13 protein-coding genes are annotated in these 14030 nt (G+C 54.9%); 9 read left to right on the plus strand and 4 right to left on the minus strand.

Annotated elements, in window-relative coordinates; genetic code table 11:
• Positions 1-197: 197 nt before the first annotated feature.
• The 9 genes from cofD to V6575_RS01920 all read left to right on the plus strand — a co-directional run bounded on the left by cofD (position 198) and on the right by V6575_RS01920 (position 10304).
• Complete coding sequence (gene cofD / locus V6575_RS01880; RefSeq protein ID WP_340272301.1) at positions 198-1154, plus strand: 2-phospho-L-lactate transferase; 957 nt, start codon at positions 198-200, stop codon at positions 1152-1154.
• Positions 1151-1819, plus strand: coding sequence for a 2-phospho-L-lactate guanylyltransferase (gene cofC / locus V6575_RS01885; protein ID WP_340272302.1), 669 nt, complete (start codon positions 1151-1153; stop codon positions 1817-1819). Before cofD ends, cofC begins: the two co-directional genes overlap by 4 nt.
• A complete protein-coding gene (gene cofH / locus V6575_RS01890; protein ID WP_340272303.1) occupies positions 1816-4224 on the plus strand; it encodes a 5-amino-6-(D-ribitylamino)uracil--L-tyrosine 4-hydroxyphenyl transferase CofH in 2409 nt (802 codons plus the stop codon). The genes cofC and cofH overlap by 4 nt, the downstream gene beginning before the upstream one ends.
• Before the next feature lie 36 nt (positions 4225-4260).
• Complete coding sequence (gene fgd / locus V6575_RS01895; RefSeq protein ID WP_340272305.1) at positions 4261-5265, plus strand: glucose-6-phosphate dehydrogenase (coenzyme-F420); 1005 nt, start codon at positions 4261-4263, stop codon at positions 5263-5265.
• Positions 5266-5273: 8 nt separating this feature from the next.
• The gene (gene cofE / locus V6575_RS01900) at positions 5274-6032 is read left to right on the plus strand and encodes a coenzyme F420-0:L-glutamate ligase (RefSeq protein ID WP_340272306.1); all 759 of its coding nucleotides are present in this window, start codon (positions 5274-5276) and stop codon (positions 6030-6032) included.
• 342 nt (positions 6033-6374) lie between these two features.
• Positions 6375-7463, plus strand: a complete 1089-nt coding sequence (locus V6575_RS01905) for a hemin-degrading factor (protein ID WP_340272307.1) — start codon at positions 6375-6377, stop codon at positions 7461-7463.
• Positions 7460-8329: a heme/hemin ABC transporter substrate-binding protein gene (locus tag V6575_RS01910; RefSeq protein ID WP_340272309.1), complete on the plus strand. Its 870-nt coding sequence runs from the start codon at positions 7460-7462 to the stop codon at positions 8327-8329. Before V6575_RS01905 ends, V6575_RS01910 begins: the two co-directional genes overlap by 4 nt.
• A gap of 7 nt (positions 8330-8336) precedes the next feature.
• Positions 8337-9470 carry a FecCD family ABC transporter permease gene (locus V6575_RS01915; RefSeq protein WP_340272311.1) on the plus strand — a complete coding sequence of 378 codons (1134 nt, stop codon included), beginning with the start codon at positions 8337-8339 and terminating at the stop codon, positions 9468-9470.
• Between the two features lie 12 nt (positions 9471-9482).
• Positions 9483-10304: a heme ABC transporter ATP-binding protein gene (locus V6575_RS01920; protein ID WP_340272313.1), complete on the plus strand. Its 822-nt coding sequence runs from the start codon at positions 9483-9485 to the stop codon at positions 10302-10304.
• On the opposite strand, the gene V6575_RS01925 is transcribed toward V6575_RS01920, so the two are convergent.
• The 4 genes from V6575_RS01925 to V6575_RS01940 are packed head-to-tail and all read right to left on the minus strand — an operon-like array spanning position 10305 to position 14029.
• Positions 10305-11690: an FGGY-family carbohydrate kinase gene (locus tag V6575_RS01925; protein WP_340272314.1), complete on the minus strand. Its 1386-nt coding sequence runs from the start codon at positions 11688-11690 to the stop codon at positions 10305-10307.
• A 6-nt stretch (positions 11691-11696) separates the two neighbouring features.
• Positions 11697-12011: an L-rhamnose mutarotase gene (gene rhaM / locus V6575_RS01930; RefSeq protein WP_340272316.1), complete on the minus strand. Its 315-nt coding sequence runs from the start codon at positions 12009-12011 to the stop codon at positions 11697-11699.
• 3 nt (positions 12012-12014) lie between these two features.
• Positions 12015-13043, minus strand: coding sequence for an ABC transporter permease (locus V6575_RS01935; protein ID WP_340272318.1), 1029 nt, complete (start codon positions 13041-13043; stop codon positions 12015-12017).
• Positions 13040-14029, minus strand: a complete 990-nt coding sequence (locus V6575_RS01940; protein ID WP_340272711.1) for an ABC transporter permease — start codon at positions 14027-14029, stop codon at positions 13040-13042. Before V6575_RS01940 ends, V6575_RS01935 begins: the two co-directional genes overlap by 4 nt.
• Between the last annotated feature and the right edge of the window lies 1 nt (position 14030).

Below are 14030 nucleotides of genomic sequence, written 5' to 3' on the forward strand. Positions count from 1 at the left end.
TCGCCGTCAACTATTTTTGACCATTTGATAAAAAAATTATGCTGCGTCCTTGATCATAGCTAAAAATGAGGCAATCTTGGCATCATCAAGTTGTCCTGCCTGCAAACCGGTAGTTAGGCAATTTACATATTGAGCGGTACGATCTTTTCACAGGATCGTGACTGCAGGCAAAAACCACATGAAAGCGAATATCCCAGGTGACCAAGGGCAAAATCATTGCGATCTCTGGAGGAGTTGGGGGCGCCAAGCTTTCTCAAGGCCTTGCCGCTGAGATACCAGCTTCAGACTTGACGGTTATTGTGAACACCGGGGATGATTCCAATCACTATGGACTGTTCGTGACCCCGGACATCGACACACAGCTCTACACCCTCTCCGGCCGCGCCGATTTGGAACGCGGATGGGGACGCAAGGACGAGACATGGAACGCCATGAGCGCCATGCGTGAGCTGGGAGAGGACATCTGGTTCAACATCGGCGATCAGGATCTGGGAACCAATCTCCTCAGAACCATGCGATTGGCCCGTGGAGACCGGCTGACAGACATCACCGCAGACTTCGCTCGTTCGTTCGGTTTGAACAGCAAACTGTTGCCCATGTGCGATGCGCCGGTGTCGACCCAGATACGCTGCACAGACGGCGACTATGATTTTCATGACTGGTTCGTTGCTGCCCAAGCAGAACCAAGAGTCACCGATGTCGTGTTTCGCGGCGCTGAACAGGCATCCATGACGCCGGAAGTATTAGCTGCCCTGACAGAGCCGGATCTTGCAGCCATTATCGTTTGCCCGTCAAATCCATACCTTTCAATTGCGCCAGTGCTCGCAGTGCCCGGATTGCGTCAGGCCCTGATTGAAAGCCCAGCGCCGGTCATCGGCGTCACGCCCGTTATTGGCGGTGAGGCGATCAAGGGACCTACGGCCACAATGATGCAAGGCTTCGGCAAGCCCGTCACCGCCGCCGCTGTCGCAGCGATGCATCTGGATATTTTCAACGGCTACATTATTGATGAGCGGGATGCTGAGCAAGCTGCTGAGTTCGTACACTTGGGCGCTGGCCTGCCCGTCACGACTGCCAACACGCTGATGATCGACATGTCAGCAAAACGTAACCTCGCCAGAGCTGCCCTGGAATTTGCAAAGGCCTTGCGATGACCACTTGGGCCCTAATCCCTGTCAAACGCTTCGTTTTGGCAAAGACCCGCCTGTCCGGCTGGCTCAGCGAGACAGAACGCGCTGGCCTCGCCAAGTCCATGCTGCGCGATACTCTGACCGCCGTATCTCAGGCACAGAAGCTAGATGGAGTGGCACTGATCACGTCAGACCCAGAGGCCTCTGCCATCGGCACAGCCCTGGGAGCGGTGATCCTGGAAGACACAACTGAAGATCTGAACAGCGCGCTAACCATTGGGCGCATAGCTTTGCAGCAGCGTTACGCCAGCTCCGCATGTCTTGTTCTTCCATCCGACCTGCCAACGCTGATGACAACTGACGTAGAGCATATTCTCTCCACGAAAACAGATGATGCAACAGTTGTCGTTGTACCGGCCCATGACCAGGAAGGCACCAACGCTCTTTTGACGACAAAAGATGCAGAGTTGCCCTTCTCATTCGGCCCGGACAGCTATCGCCGCCATATGAATCTGGCCATCTCAATGGGATTGCGTCCAACAACACTGAACTTGCCGCGTGTCGCCATAGATTTCGATAAGCCAGGCGATCTTCGCCTTATCAATCTGCACGCTCCGGGCAGTCACACGGCAGGACTGCTGTCCTCACTCTCCCATTCAGAAGCACCATTCTTCAAGGAGGTATCGTGACAGACCTTCACCATACCCTCGGCCTCCCTGATTTTGGCCCAAATAATCTGGACCTGAACGAGCTAATCGCCACCCAAGACATTGCAGGCCTGATGGCCCAGGCACGAGCACGCCGTGACGCGAATTTCGGCTCCCTTATGACCTATTCGCCAAAGGTTTTCATACCGCTAACGAAGACATGCCGCGACGTTTGCCACTACTGCACCTTCGCCAAGCCGCCCAAGGCAGGACAGAAAATCTACCTATCGCCAGAAGAGGTTCTGGAGATCGCACGCGAGGGCGAAAAAGCCGGATGTCACGAGGCTCTTTTCACGCTTGGCGAAAAACCGGAACTCCGGTATCGCGCCGTCAGAGAAGCTCTCGACGTGCTCGGGTTTGAAACCACCCTCGATTATCTGGCCCATGTTGCTGCCCTTGTTCGCGATGAAACGAAGCTCCTACCACATTTGAACCCCGGCACTCTGACGGTTCAGGACTTCGAAATGCTCCGTCCCATGTCCGCCTCCATGGGCATGATGCTGGAGACGACATCAGCCCGGTTGTCTGAACGCGGCGGGCCCCATTTTGGCAGTCCCGACAAGGACCCCGCAGCCCGGTTGGCAAGTCTGGATGCGGCAGGGCAAGCACAGGTACCCTTTACCACGGGCCTTCTGATTGGCATTGGAGAAACCCGTGAAGAACGCATCGACGCGCTCTTGAAAATCCGAGACTCTCACGACAGATACGGCCATGTTCAGGAAGTTATCATCCAGAACTTCATGCCAAAATCTGATACGAAAATGCGGGCAAATCCGCCCGCCGATCCGATAGAGCATCAATGGACGATTGCCGCCGCACGGCTGATCCTCCAAGAAGAAATCAGCCTTCAGGCTCCTCCCAATCTGGCCGCGGGAACAGGCGCGGAACTGCTTGAAGCCGGCATCAATGATTGGGGCGGCGTCTCTCCGGTGACCATCGATCATGTCAATCCGGAAGCGCCATGGCCAAGCCTTGAAAAACTCTCCGCGATCACAGCGCGTGAAGGCAAGACACTGGCACCGCGCCTGACCGCATATCCGCGTTACATCCATGATGCGGACCGCTGGATTGATGCCAAAATGCAGACCTCTGTCTTGCGCGCCTCAGACACCAGTGGTCTGGCGTTCGAAGGACCATGGGTGCCCGGATCCCATGAAAGCCCTCGGCCTATGGCCAAGGGCGGCGGCGTCGACAGCGCCATCCAGATCATATTGGACATTCGCCCGGGCACAGCCTTGAACGAAGATCAGATTGTCACGTTATTCTCAGCGCGCGGCGACAGTTTCGACGCCGTCTGTGCCCATGCCAATGCTTTGCGGCAGGATGTAAATGGCGACCGGTCTCATTATGTTGTCACCCGCAACATCAACTACACAAATGTCTGCACTTATGGCTGTAAATTTTGCGCTTTCGCAAAAGGCAAAACCCATGAAGAATTGCGCGGCCCGGCCTATGATCTGGATATGGGAGAATTTTCCCGTCGCGTTGCAGAGGCCTGGTCACGCGGCGGCACCGAAATCTGCCTGCAAGGCGGCATAAATCCGGGTTACACAGGAGAGACCTATCTCAACCTCCTGCGCCATGCGAAACAGGCAGCACCCGGAATTCACATCCACGCTTTCTCGCCGCTGGAAATCTGGCAGGGCGCTGCCACGCTCGGTCTGTCGCTGACAGACTATCTGGCCAAGCTCAAAGCAGAAGGTCTGGCCTCCCTTCCCGGCACCGCGGCTGAAATTCTCGATGACGAAATCAGAACCCTCATCGCACCGGACAAGATCACGACGGACCAATGGTTTCAGGTCATGCGGGCAGCACACTCAATCGGGCTGAAGAGCACGTCGACAATCATGTATGGTCACGTCGAAAAACCAAAACACTGGGCAAGGCACCTGATGCGCCTGCGCGCCCATCAATTGGATTACGGCGGCTTTACCGAGTTCGTTCCCCTGCCGTTCGTCGCTCTGGAAGCACCTATCTACCTGCAGGGAAAATCCCGCAAAGGCCCCACATGGCGCGAAGCCGTTTTGATGCACGCCGTTGCACGCATCGTCTTCTTTGATGTTATCGACCACATTCAGGCCTCCTGGGTCAAAATGGGACCGGAAGGCGCAGCGATTTGCCTGAACTCCGGCGCAGATGACATGGGCGGCACCCTGATGAACGAGAGCATCACCAGAGCCGCTGGCGCCGTTCACGGCCAGGAATTCGCTCCCTGGCAGATGGAAGACCTTATTCACTCCATTGGACGCGAGCCGTGTCAGCGCTCAACCACCTATGGGCCTGTCTCAACAGAACGACAACAGCGCGCGATGCAGGCAGCACCGCTCGAACAAATGATCAACACACCTTTCAAGGCGCGCAAGCAGCGGCAACCGCAAACCGCCTGACATTGTTCAAACAGACAACAAAGCAAGGGAACAGCAATGCTCCGCATCGGATACAAGGCGTCAGCCGAACAGTTCACTCCCCATGACCTGATGGAATTTGCCATACTGGCAGAGGAGGTCGGCCTCGACAGCGCCTTTATTTCCGATCACTTCCAGCCTTGGCGTCATACTGGCGGACATGCACCACATGCCCTCGTCTGGCTCGGCGCTGTTGGCGCAAGAACCAAACGCATCGCCCTTGGCACATCCGTTCTGACACCAACCTTCCGGCATCATCCATCCATGGTCGCCCAGAGTTTCGGCACCTTGGGATCCATGTTTCCGGGCCGTATTATTCTTGGCATCGGAACCGGCGAAGGTCTCAATGAAGTTCCTGCCATCGGCTGCGAGTGGCCTGAACGCAAGGAACGCTTTGCCCGCCTTCGCGAAGCGGTCCGGTTGATCAAAAAGCTCTGGACTGAAGAGCGTGTCACATTTGAGGGCGACTACTACAAGACCGAGAGCGCGACGATCTATGATCGCCCGGAACAGCAGGTGCCAATCTATGTGGCAGCAGCCGGCCCTATGATCGCCAAATACGCTGGACGGTTCGGCGATGGTTTCATCTGCACATCCGGCAAGGCACCAGAGCTTTATTCGGAAACACTCGTGCCCAACCTTGAAGCCGGGATTGCCCAGCAGGAGCGTTCTTCAAACGACGTGGACAGGATGATCGAAGTAAAATTGTCCTTCGATACGGATGTGGCCCGCGCCAAAGAAGACACGCGTTTCTGGGGCGCCTTGGCGCTGACACCAGAACAGAAGATGACCGTGGAAGATCCACTGGAAATGGAACAACTGGCCGACAGCCTGTCCTCTGATCAGACAGCCAGCCGCTGGATTGTGACGGCGGATCCGGAAGAAGTCGTTGAGAAGCTCAAGCCCTATGCCGACCTTGGTTTCAACCACTTTGTCTTCCACGCCCCCGGCCAGGATCAAACACGTTTTCTGAAGCAGTTTTCAAAAGACGTCCTCCCGCGCATCCGCGCTGCTTACGGCTGAGATCGCAAATGCCAAGCCTGACAATAACTTCCCTGGATGGGGTTCCCCTCATCCAGCCCGGAGACGATTTAGCTGAGATTATTGTGTCCTGCCTTGATCGACAGGACCTGCAGCTGCAAAGCGGCGATGTGCTAGTTCTCGCTCAAAAAATCATCTCCAAGGCCGAAGGCAGGTTTCGGGATCTGGCGGATATTGCGCCAAGTCATGAAGCCACCGCCCTGGCAAAGGAAACCTGCAAGGATCCAAGACTTGTCCAGGCCATCCTTGATGAAAGCAGCGAAGTCGTTCGAAAGCGCAAAGGCGTTCTTGTTGTCAGGCACAAACGCGGCTGGGTCATGGCACAAGCGGGAATTGACCAATCCAATGTAGAAGGCGCAGATCAAGGGCGCCTGCTGTTGCTGCCAGAAGACCCAGATGCATCAGCAGCACACCTTCGCGCAGCACTTCAAGGCAAGCTTGGAATTGCGCCGGGCATTGTGATCGCCGACAGCTTTGGACGCCCCTTCAGAAACGGCACCACCGGAACAGCCATAGGCGCTGCCGGGCTTACCAGTTTTATGGATATCAGGGGCGAGAAGGATCTGTTTGGCCGCGACCTCATGGTCTCAACCGTCGCCCATGCAGACGAGATTGCATCTTCCGCATCCCTGCTCATGGGGCAGGCAAATGAAGGTCAACCGATCGTCCTTCTGCGCGGTCTGGCGACATCACCCAATGTCCCGGCTTCCTCGCTGATCAGACCATTGGAAGAAGACCTCTTCCGCTGACACAATTGATCTGCCGACCGCTTACCACTCAACCGCCAAATTGACATGAACCACCATCAGCTTTGTGGCCATGCTTATCCATGGCCTTTGAGCAGCCGCTGAGCAGAGAAGGATAGCACTTGGGATAAGCTGCCGCATAAATATGAGCATTGGATTCCGCTATTGTCGTAAGCAAAAAACATGATTATACAACTCATAAATTAAATCAGGCGACTGAGGCGGCTTTTGCGCGCCTTGAATGTCCTGAATGTCTTGGAAACCTTTGGCTTTCAGCAACTCGCTTCGATAGCCAACATCCCTCCAAAACAACAGTTGTAAGTGTAATTATGCGAAGGCGCGGAAATGACTGAAGTGAGTTCAAACAAGGCCCGAAGCCAAAACGTAGATCGTATCCGCAAGGCACGCGAAGAAAATCCAAACCTACGTGAACGCGACCTCGCACAGAAACTTGAAATCTCTGAAGCCGAATTTATTGCAGCGTTTTGCGGCATAAGCGCGAAAAGAATAGCTCCTCGATTCAGTGACATATTCCCTGGCCTGCAGCAGGCTGGCGAAGTCATGGCTTTGACCAGGAACGAAAGCGCTGTGCACGAAAAAATTGGCGTCTTCGAGAAATTTGTGGATGGCAAGGGAGCTGCCATGATGCTCGGCGCTCAGATCGACACGCGCATGTTCCCGTCAAACTGGGTCTATGGTTTCTCGGTCGAAAAGCAGGACGGCGAACATACCCGCCGCTCACTGCAGTTCTTTGACGCTCATGGCGATGCTGTCCAGAAGATCCACTCACGTCCTGATACAGATCTTGAGGCTTGGCAAACTCTGGTCGACAAGCTCACGGTTGAAGATCAGGAACCGGGAATGCCGCCCCTGGCTCCAGCCCCTGCGCCAAAACCACGTGCACCTGCCAAGCAGAACCTGCAGGCAGATCTGCAAAGCCGTTGGGAAGGCCTCAAGGACCCTCATCAGTTCCACTCCATGCTGAAAGACTTCGAGTTGCACCGTCTGAGTGCCTTCGAGCTGGTCGGTGAAAAATGGGCCTGGAAACTCGACACTGGCTCTGTAGTTGCGATGCTGCGCCTTGCTGCCGACGAAGGGCTTCCGATCATGTGCTTCGTAGGCAACAAAGGCTGCATCCAGATCCACTCTGGCCCCATCTCCAAGGTGATGGACAAAGGCCCATGGATCAATGTTCTAGACCCGACATTCCATCTCCACTTGAGAACTGATCACATCGCGGATGTATGGGCCGTCCGCAAACCGGCTGACACGGAACATGTAACCTCTATCGAAGCCTTTGACAGCGACGGCAATCAGCTCATCCAGTTCTTCGGAGTTCGCAAAGAAGGCAATGCGGAACGCTCCGACTGGCGCAACATGGTTGACCGACTTCCGAAAATTTCAGCACTGAGCCTTCTGGGAGCAGCAGAATGACACGCAAGACTATCCGCCAGACCGCAACGACATTTTTCGCCGCCATAAGCGCAATCCTTCTTGTCCTCAGCCCGATGGCCGCGACCTCTGCAGAACGAATTGTGGCCGTCGGCAGCTCAGTCGTTGAAATTATTTATGCGCTCGGCCAGGGAGACCACCTGGTCGCAAGAGACAAGACCAGCTCCTACCCTGCTGAAGCTCTTGCACTGACAGACATCGGCTATATTAGAGCCCTTTCCGCCGAAGGTGTCCTGTCCGTCAATCCGGATTTGATCTTCTTGTTGGCTGGAAGCGGCCCTCCTGAGACAATTGGATTGCTGGAAAAGGCAGGAGTTTCAATCGTCAATGTCCCCGACAATCACACAGGCGCTGCGATTCTTGAAAAGGTTCGCGTTGTCGGCGAAGCACTTTCAGTGCCGGATCGGGCCGCTGAACTGGCAGCTTCAATTGAGCGCTCTATTGCATCAGCAAAGGACGAGGCAGGCGACCGCTTCAAAGACGTCAAGATCATGTTTGTTCTCTCAGCACCAGACGGACGGATTATGGCTTCTGGTGCGAACACTTCAGCTGACGGGATCATTAAAATGACAGGTGCCAAAAATGCACTGTCAGATTTCAATGGCTATAAGCAACTCAGTGAAGAAGCCGTCATACAAGCCGCACCTGACGTTATTTTGATGATGGATCGCGAGAACCACGGATCAAAAGGAGAGACAATCCTCGACAATCCATCAATCGCCTTGACCCCAGCGGGCCAAAACAGACGCTTGATCAAGATGCCCGGCGAATATCTTCTGGGCTTCGGCCCACGTACGGCTGAGGTCATGCATGAGTTGACGGTCAAACTGAACGCTTTCGAGCTCTGATCATCGGATGACCGAACAGACCATTCCGCATTCCCCGACTCGATTTTCATGGAGATTCTGGCGCTCGGAAGCCTCAACCGGTAACCGCGAAATCCGCGCACAGCGGACAATATTCGGTCTGGTGGTCGTTCTGATTGCAGCCATATTGGCCGGCCTAGCAACAGGCCCGATCAGAATTCCTATTATAGATCTGCTCTGGAGCTATATCCAGCACCTCATGAATGGGGGGCAAGGGCGCCCAGATGAAGTCTCCTTGCGCGACTGGATTGTCCTTTGGGAAATCCGGTTGCCACGGGTCATCATCGGCGCTCTGGTCGGGGCCTCGCTTGCAGTGTCCGGAGCCATACTGCAGGGCTTGTTCCGGAATCCCCTGGCAGATCCAGGCATTATTGGCGTTTCATCGGGAGCCGCACTGGGCGCAGCGTCTTTCATCGTTCTTGGCAGCACCATTCTTGCTCCCATAGCGATGTTACTGGGAATATTTGCACTTCCCTTCGCAGCCTTCACAGGTTCCCTTTTAACAACCTGGCTGCTCTACCGGATTGGCACGCAAAGCGGTGTAACGTCCATCGCAACGCTGCTGCTGGCAGGTATCGCTCTGGGTGCATTGGCCAACGCCACAACGGGGCTATTGATTTACATAGCCGACGACCAACAATTGCGGGATCTGACATTCTGGGGGTTGGGCTCACTCGCCGGAACGACCTGGTCGAAAGTCTACGGCGCCGGACCAATCATGTTGGCCGCGCTATTTCTGGCGCAACCATTGGCGCATGGACTAAATGCGCTGATGCTGGGAGAAGCCGCAGCCAGCCATATCGGCATTCGGGTTCAGCGCTTCAAGAGAATTTGCATCCTGCTTGTTGCGGCAGCCGTTGGCTCTGCAGTTGCAGTCAGTGGAGGTATTGGATTTGTCGGCATTGTGGTCCCGCATCTGTTGCGCCTGACCATTGGACCAGATCATCGTTACCTCTTGCCTGCAGCAGCGCTTCTAGGCGCAACGCTTCTCATCATGACCGACGCATTAAGCCGGACAATTGTTGCTCCTGCCGAATTGCCAATCGGAATCCTGACCGCCTTCATCGGCGCGCCCTTTTTCCTATGGCTGCTGCTGCGCAAACGCGGCTTGTCCGGCCTCTAACGGAGAACTTTGATGGCGCAGTCTCATCCAAACACGGACACACTCCCCACAGGCTCATTGCAGATCGAAGGTCTGCACATTTCCTATGGTGACAAACCTGTCGTCAAGAACGTCGACTTCACGGCGGAACCCGGCCTTTTCCACACGATTATTGGCCCCAATGGCTCTGGCAAGAGCACCTTGCTAAAGGCTGTGACCGGTGAAATCGCCTTCACAGGGACAGTTTCGCTCAACGGGCAAGATATCAAGACCATGAAGCCTGAGGTTCTGGCCGGGCGAAGAGGCGTTCTGCCTCAACATACTGTTCTTGCGTTTCCGCTAACCGTTGCCGAAGTGGTCAATCTCGGCATCTTGAAACGCACATCTGTCGGTACGACCCTGGCGCGGCGAAACCGTATCCTCGAAGCCTTGGAAATGGTAGATCTGGACGGGTTCGAGGCCAGATCCTATCAGGCACTTTCTGGCGGCGAGCAACAGCGTGTTCAACTGGCTCGTGTCCTGTGTCAGGTCTGGGAGCCGACATCCGAAGATGGTCACCCGCGCTGGCTGTTCCTCGATGAGCCGGTCTCAAGCCTGGACATCAAACACCAGATGCAGATCATGGAAATCGCGGCCAATTACGCCAAGCGCGGCGGCGGTGTGCTGGCGATCATGCACGATCTCAATCTGACGGCCAGTTTCGCCGATACGGTGCTTGTCTTGCAGCAAGGAAGCTTAAAAGCACTCGGCAATGTCAACGAGGTTTATCAGGATACAATCCTGACAGACGCCTACGATTACCCGGTTCAAGTCCGCCATATCGAAGGACGTAGCCAACCGGTGGTGCTCGCCTGATCAAGCTTCAAGCAGCGTTTTCCATCTGGCTGCATAGCTTGCAAGCCCAGGCTCATTGTCCGCAGTAGGGTGGATGTGGTTTTCAGCGTGAGATGCATGTTTTTCTCCCCGCTCCACGAGTAGCGCAGCGCCTATGCTTGTACCGGTCATTGAGCCGTCTGTTGATTCCACGGGCCGGCCAGTCACAGCCTTCAACATATCCAGGTAGAGTGTATTTTGAACAAATGGTCCTTCCACCACGACCGGCCCTTCGGCCCCAATCATGTTCAGGCATTCTGCCGTGACAAGGGCCAGATAAAAGGACAGAGCGACATACCGCTGGCCATCGCTCAAATCAGATTGCTCGATACTCCAGCTGTGTTCCCGGCCCTGAAATGGACCTGATCGCGGATCGACAGCCGGAAAGAGCATGATCTCTTGCGCCAACACATCAGCAATATCGCACTCGTCAAAATGATGCGTCCGTCCCCCCATCACCAGATCAAACTCACGCCCCCCCATGAAACGGGCCGAGGGAACCGGGTCTCCCAAGGCGTTGACGTTGATCAACGTATCGCGCCCAGGATCCAGCTCCACATCCCGCCCGTCAATTGCCAAAGAGATCACCCAGGTGCCCGTAGACACCACAGAAAACGGAGTAGTGCGTTTCAAAAGATGCGGGTAGAGAGACGCATTGGAATCATGGATACCGCAAGCAACAGGCGCATCCAAAGGCAGCCCGGTTTCAGCGGCAACAGCAGATCTCAAATAACACAGGCACTTAGTCGCGGATTTCACAGGAGCCATCTTGTTGGCAAGACCGAGCGTGCCGACAAGCGATGAATATTTACGTTCAATCGGGTTCCAGAGGTCCGTATGACAGCCAAGCGAGGTCACCTCATTTGACAGTTTTCCAGTCAAACGAAAAGCCCAATATTGCGGATAGGTGAGAACGGTTGCAATTCGGTCTTTGAGCGTTGGATCAGTTTGCAATTGCCAGAAAAGCTGAGCCCCGACATTTAGCCCCATGCCAAGGCGAGGCGATCCGGTCTCCGAGAATTCAGGACGTATCGCATCATAGTCTGCGGCCAAGTCATCCGGACCATCAAATTCATAATCAAGCGTCGGAGCGGCAAGCTCTCCGTCTGCACCCAGAAGCACCACGCTTGCGCCATGGGTCGAGACCGAAAGCGCATCAATCCTCAGGCTCTGATGTAGTTCCTGAAGGCTGGCCAGAATGAAATCCCAATGCCCATCAATATCATAATGAGGATAGGGAGGCCCCGCCAAAACTTTGTTCGGCCGCGTCATAACACCCATCTCGACGCCGCTCTCGACATCAACGACAGCCACTTTTACATTGGTCTTGCCAATGTCGATGACGCCGACATGCTTTACCGTTCTCATGTCGCGTCAATCCATCTGAAAAACGGTTTCGAGCGGAACGGCGATCGGTTCATTATCGGATTTGGTTTCCATGATGTCAGCCATATACGCCCACCATTTTTGTATCACAGGATCCAGCGGCAAGACATCCATTTTGTGCTCGGCACTTCGCCACAGTACACCGAACAGCGCACTCGTCTGTCTGTCCAGATGGATCGAATAATCCGACACTCCGGCCTCTTTCAAAATCGACACGAGCTCAGGCCAGATCTCATCATGGCGTTTCTTGTATTCATCTTCACAGCCGGGACTCAGCGTCATCCGAAAAGCGATCTTTTCCATCTTCTAAGCCTTGCGAGATGCATAGCGGCGCCAAAGACGCGGCAATGCAATGACTGAAATGAGGAGCAACCCGATGAAGATCGACATAACGATACCGGGAACGTTCAAAAGCCCAAAGCCAAAGGTAACCATTCCCATGACGAAGGCGGCAATGAACACACCGGGGATCGTGCCGGAACCACCAAGGATATTGATCCCGCCCAAGACAACCATGGTCACAACCTCCAGCTCCCAACCAGACGCAATAGACGGCCGCGTTGCGCCGAGACGGGAGGTCAGACATATCGCGGCAACACCTGACATCAACCCAGTCAGCAAGAACAACGCAAACTTGACCCTTGGAACCCGAATACCGGAGAACAAAGCACCCGTTGGGTTATTGCCAATCGCATAGATGACACGGCCAAAGTTGGTCCAATGCAGGAGAACTGCGAAAACGGCGGCAATAACCCCAAAGAGCACCAGCTCAAAGGAAATCACCCACCAAACATAACCTTGCCCAAAAAAGGCAAAACTGTCCGGGTAGCCTGTGTAAGCCTTGTCGCCCAGCACAATATAGGAAAGGCCCCGAAACAGGCTCATGGTGCCAATTGTCACAACAATCGATGGCAGCCCAAGACCCGTGACCAGCAAACCATTGAAAGCGCCGCAGGCCAAACCAACCAGAAGCCCGCAAAGCACCAGCGTCGATGTATCCGCCCCAAATTGCACGGCGAGGCCCATGGCCGTCGATGCCAGAGCGATGATGGACGCCACCGACAAGTCGATTTCACCGGAGATGATCAAAAGCGCCATGGCAAAGGCAATCATTGCCTTCTCGGTGAAGTTATAGGTGGCATCCGAGAGGTTCCACGGATCCAGGAAATACGGCGATGCAAGAGAATTCGTGACGAAGACGGCCGCAGCGACAACCAGCAACAAAAGCTCCCAGCTGCCGACAAACCGCTGCAATCTGGTTCTCAGTCGATCCGGCAGTTGGCGGACAGGCGCTGCACCATCATCTGAGGCTGTAGCGAGTGAGACAGTGCTCATAGCGCAAGCTCCACTTTCTTGAGGATCACACGTCCCTTGGTCTGGCTGGATGTCGCATTGAAGGCGACTGCAATGATGATTGCGCTGCCCGAAATGGCGAGCTGCCAGAAAGGCGAGATATTGACCACTGGAAGAGCGTTCTTGACAATGCCCAGAAACAACGCGCCCAGCAGCGCTCCACCGACAGACCCAAGACCGCCCGCAATTGATATTCCGCCAATGACACAGGCAGCGACCACCTCAAGCTCGAAACCGCCCGCGATATCGACATAGGCCACCGCATAACGGGCGATCCAGAGATAGCCAGTGAGGCCTGCCAATGCGCCGGACATAACAAAGGCCAGGCATTGGGTCATGCCAACGTTGATACCGGTGTAAACCGCTGCATGAGGGTTCCCGCCAACTGCATAAAACGCACGTCCCAAAGGCGTTCGCCTGATCAGTAGGATGAAAGCCCCGGCGATGATAATGGCAATCCATGACAACACGGGGAGCCCAAGAATTACCGCACGGGGAAACGCCTTGAACGCATCACTCATTTCATGTGCGTTGATCCACTGGCCATCGGAAATCAGAAAGATGATGCCGCGATAAATCGTCATGGTGCCGAGCGTGACGACAATCGGCGGAATATCGAGCTTCCAGACCAACAGGCCGTTCACAAGCCCCATCAAGGCACCAAGTGCAATCGCGACCAGCAGAATGACAGGGATCGGCAGGCCGGGCATCAGTGTATTCAACATGGCAACCGCCATGCCGGTCAGCGCAAGGTTTGCCGCCACCGACAAGTCGATACAGCGGGTCAGGATGACAGCCATCTGGCCCAGCGCGAGAATTATCAGCGGAGCCGTATCGTTGAAGACATTTGCCAGAGTAGATGGCTTAATAAATGCTGGAAACCGGATTGCAATGGCGAGGGTCAACAAAAGGATAGCCCCCGCCAGTATGGCTTCACGCGATTTCAATAACCTCATAGTCGGGCTCATG

The organism is Roseibium algae (genome assembly GCF_037783265.1).
Taxonomy (GTDB): Bacteria; Pseudomonadota; Alphaproteobacteria; order Rhizobiales; family Stappiaceae; genus Roseibium; species Roseibium algae.

Excerpts from the sequence above, each read along its gene's own strand:
- cofC (WP_340272302.1), top strand. The coding sequence starts at position 1,151 with ATGACCACTTGGGCCCTAATCCCTGTCAAACGCTTCGTTTTGGCAAAG.
- fgd (WP_340272305.1), top strand. The coding sequence starts at position 4,261 with ATGCTCCGCATCGGATACAAGGCGTCAGCCGAACAGTTCACTCCCCAT.
- cofE (WP_340272306.1), top strand. The coding sequence starts at position 5,274 with ATGCCAAGCCTGACAATAACTTCCCTGGATGGGGTTCCCCTCATCCAG.
- V6575_RS01905 (WP_340272307.1), top strand. The coding sequence starts at position 6,375 with ATGACTGAAGTGAGTTCAAACAAGGCCCGAAGCCAAAACGTAGATCGT.
- V6575_RS01910 (WP_340272309.1), top strand. The coding sequence starts at position 7,460 with ATGACACGCAAGACTATCCGCCAGACCGCAACGACATTTTTCGCCGCC.
- V6575_RS01915 (WP_340272311.1), top strand. The coding sequence starts at position 8,337 with ATGACCGAACAGACCATTCCGCATTCCCCGACTCGATTTTCATGGAGA.
- V6575_RS01920 (WP_340272313.1), top strand. The coding sequence starts at position 9,483 with ATGGCGCAGTCTCATCCAAACACGGACACACTCCCCACAGGCTCATTG.
- V6575_RS01925 (WP_340272314.1), bottom strand. The coding sequence starts at position 11,690 with ATGAGAACGGTAAAGCATGTCGGCGTCATCGACATTGGCAAGACCAAT.
- rhaM (WP_340272316.1), bottom strand. The coding sequence starts at position 12,011 with ATGGAAAAGATCGCTTTTCGGATGACGCTGAGTCCCGGCTGTGAAGAT.
- V6575_RS01935 (WP_340272318.1), bottom strand. The coding sequence starts at position 13,043 with ATGAGCACTGTCTCACTCGCTACAGCCTCAGATGATGGTGCAGCGCCT.
- V6575_RS01940 (WP_340272711.1), bottom strand. The coding sequence starts at position 14,029 with ATGAGCCCGACTATGAGGTTATTGAAATCGCGTGAAGCCATACTGGCG.